This window comes from Pseudomonas sp. Pseusp97, assembly GCF_047304025.1.
Classification (GTDB): Bacteria; Pseudomonadota; Gammaproteobacteria; order Pseudomonadales; family Pseudomonadaceae; genus Pseudomonas.
Genome location: NZ_JBGLYK010000374.1, coordinates 1 through 2930, shown reverse-complemented (window position 1 = coordinate 2930; position 2930 = coordinate 1). Strand labels below are relative to the sequence as shown.

4 protein-coding genes are annotated in these 2930 nt (G+C 67.7%); all 4 read right to left on the bottom strand.

Going from position 1 to position 2930, the window contains the following annotated elements:
* Positions 1 to 273: 273 nt before the first annotated feature.
* Positions 274 to 1284: a YeiH family protein gene (locus tag ACCC94_RS29020; RefSeq protein WP_413353037.1), complete on the bottom strand. Its 1011-nt coding sequence runs from the start codon at positions 1282 to 1284 to the stop codon at positions 274 to 276.
* Positions 1281 to 1607: a Rieske (2Fe-2S) protein gene (locus ACCC94_RS29015; protein WP_413353036.1), complete on the bottom strand. Its 327-nt coding sequence runs from the start codon at positions 1605 to 1607 to the stop codon at positions 1281 to 1283. Before ACCC94_RS29015 ends, ACCC94_RS29020 begins: the two co-directional genes overlap by 4 nt.
* Complete coding sequence (locus ACCC94_RS29010) at positions 1604 to 2269, bottom strand: DsbA family protein (RefSeq protein ID WP_413353035.1); 666 nt, start codon at positions 2267 to 2269, stop codon at positions 1604 to 1606. Before ACCC94_RS29010 ends, ACCC94_RS29015 begins: the two co-directional genes overlap by 4 nt.
* Positions 2269 to 2930: MFS transporter (locus ACCC94_RS29005; protein WP_413353034.1), on the bottom strand; the 662-nt coding region annotated here is incomplete at its 5' end. The genes ACCC94_RS29005 and ACCC94_RS29010, both read right to left, overlap by 1 nt.

Here is a 2930-nt window from a genome sequence, read left to right as displayed (position 1 = left end):
CGCGACATCCATGTCGCTCAACCCCTGAAACTCCGATCACCTTCGGCCTCCTGAAAGGGGCACTCCGGAGCGTGCGGATGTTTCTCTGGAAGACCTGTAAGAGCCCAAGCAAGGACCAAAGCGCCAAGGCTGACTTTTCGTAGGATGGGTGGAGCTTGCGATACCCATGCTGCCATGGGCACACGGCTATCGATGGGTATCGCTGCGCTCCACGCCATCCTACGTTCGTGCGCCACCACAAATCCGGTGTGATCCTCATCCGCCACGCCCGAATCAACCGGCGAAGCGCAACATCCCCAGCACCAGCACCGCCAGGAAAGCCGTCTCCCCCAGCATCAGCAGGATCGGCTTGATCCCCACCGTCGCCAGCGCCCGCAGTTGGGTCTTCATGCCCAGCGCCGCGATGGCGATCACCAGGCACCACTGCGACAGCTTGCCGCCCGCCTGCTGCACCATGGGCGGCAGGTAACCGGTGCTGTTCACCGCCGCCAGCAGCACGAAGCCGACGGCGAACCACGGCAGCAGTGGCGGACGCTTGTCGCCCGGCTCCACGCCACGGGCGCGGGTGATCATTGCCGCGCAGAGGATCACCGGCAGCAGCATCGCCACGCGCATCAGCTTGACCACCGTGGCGCTGTCGCCGACTTCCTTGGAAATGCTGTACCCAGCGCCGACCACCTGGGCCACGTCGTGGATGGTGCCGCCGAGGAAGATGCCCGCCTGCAGGGGCGGCAGGCCCAGCGACTTGACGATCATCGGGTAGAGGATCATCGCCAGGGTCGACAGCGCCGACACGCCGAGCACGGTGAACAGCGTGGCCTTTTCCTTCTGCGTGTGCGCCGGCAACGCCGCCGCCAGGGCCAGCGCCGCCGAGGCGCCGCAGATGGCCGTGGCGCCGCCGGTGAGCAGGCCGAAGAGGAAGTTGAAGCCCATGGCACGGGCCGCGGCGATGGAGACCAGGATGGTCACCGTTACCAGCACCACCACCATGATCACCGGTTGCCAGCCCAGCTCGGCGATCTGCCCGAAGGTGATGCGGATGCCCAGCAGCGCCACGCCCAGGCGTAGGATTTCACGGGCAGTGAACTCGATGCCGGCCTTGCACACGCTGTCGGCGGAGAGGAAGTTCATCGCCAGCCCGAGCAGCAGCGCGAAGAGCATCACTGGCGCGCCGTAGTGCTCGGAGAGGAAGGTCGCGGCCGCCGCCACCATGGCGCTGACCAGCAGGCCCGGCAGCAGGGTGCGGCTGCGAGTGCCGAGGGCGGAGAGGGTCAGCGTGGTCATGCCGTTGCCTCCTGCCGGGTCATCACCACGTAGCACTCGTCGGCTTGCCATTGGATTTCATAGCGCTGCAGGCCGAAGCCCTTGAGGCCCGCCGGGCAGCCGCTGGCGAGGTCGAAACGCAGGCCGTGGGCCGGGCATTGCAGCCAGCGGCCATCCAGGCGGCCGCTGGACAGCGAGGCGCCGGCATGCGGGCAGCTGTCGTCGATCGCATGCAGTTCGCCGTCGATATCGAAGAGCAGGACGATGCCCCGCTCATGGTGGATCAGACTCCGACCGCCACGCGCCGGCAGGCGCTCGGCGGGAATATGCAGCACAGCGTTCATGCCGACATCGCCTCCGGGTGCTGTCGATCCATCGCTCGATGGAGGGCCGCCAGCAGTTGCTCGGGGCTCTGCCCGCCGAGGGCGAAGGCGCGGCCTTCCAGCAGGAACATCGGCACGCTGGAATCGGCCAGGGCCACGCGGCGACCGATGAACTGGCGCGCGCCGTCGGCCAGCGCCTCGTCGAAATCCGCCACGTTGAAATCACAGGCGCGCAACAGGCGGCGCAGGGTCTCGCGGTTGCCGATGTCCTCGCCCAGCTGGAAGTGCGCGCGGAAGATCATCTCCAGCAGCTGTTCCTTCTGCTTGTCGCTGCCCACATGTACCGCGCGCTGGAATACCCGGTGCGCATAGGTGGTGTTGGGCATGATGAGGATGCGTTCGAGGTCCAGGTCGACCTTGGCACCCTCGGCCGCGCGGCGCACTTCCCCCATGCGCGCACGCACGGCGCGCTTGCCGCCCAGGCGGCGCTGGTAGAACTCGGCGAAGGGTTCGCCTTCCATGGCGATCTGCGGCAGCAGCTGCAGGCCGAGCCAGTTCACCCGCACGTCCAGTTCCGGACGCTGGCGCGCCAGCAGGCGCAGCGCGACGTCGAGGTTGCGCTTGCCGATCAGGCACCAGGGGCAGATGAAGTCGAAGGTCATCTCAAGGTTCAGAGTCGGCATCACGCGCCCTCCTCTTCGCCGCGCAGGCGGCGGATATCGCTGTGGTAGTGGCGCCGGGCGTAGAGGAAGACCAGCGCGGCGAGAATGCTCAGCAAGGGAATGAGCTGGAAGGCACGGTCCAGGCCTATGCGATCGGCCAGCACGCCGGTGAGCAGCGGGCCGGGCGCCAGGCCCAGCAGGTTGTTGGCCAGGGTCAGGGTGGCGAAGGCGGTGCCATGCACGGCCGGCGCGGTGAGGTTGGCGACCATGGCGCCGGACGGCCCGGAAGTCCCCGCGGCGACCAGCATGCCCAGGGCGATCAGGCTCAGCTGCGCAGTACCCGGCGGCAGGTGGAAGGCCACCGACAGCAGCAGGCAACTGACCAGGCAGAAGCCGATGGCGAGGATGATCTTGCGCGGCGGGTTGGAACGGCCCAGGCGGTCGCAGAGGATGCCGCAGAGCACCATGCCGCTACCACCGACCAGCACTATCACCGCCGAGATCATCCCGGCCTTGCCGGTATCCAGGTGGTAGTAGCGGTTCAGGTAGCTGGGAATCCACACCATCACCGCGGCGGCGACGAACAGCTGCAGGCCGCTGCCCAGGTAGGCGGCAATCACCGAGCGACTGCCGAACAGGCTGCGCAGCGAGCGCCCGCCAGCCTGGCGCGGCGCTTCGGCGG

Bases quoted from the DNA above. Each gene is read 5' to 3' on its own strand.
- ACCC94_RS29020 (WP_413353037.1), bottom strand. From the start codon at position 1,284: ATGACCACGCTGACCCTCTCCGCCCTCGGCACTCGCAGCCGCACCCTG.
- ACCC94_RS29015 (WP_413353036.1), bottom strand. From the start codon at position 1,607: ATGAACGCTGTGCTGCATATTCCCGCCGAGCGCCTGCCGGCGCGTGGC.
- ACCC94_RS29010 (WP_413353035.1), bottom strand. From the start codon at position 2,269: ATGCCGACTCTGAACCTTGAGATGACCTTCGACTTCATCTGCCCCTGG.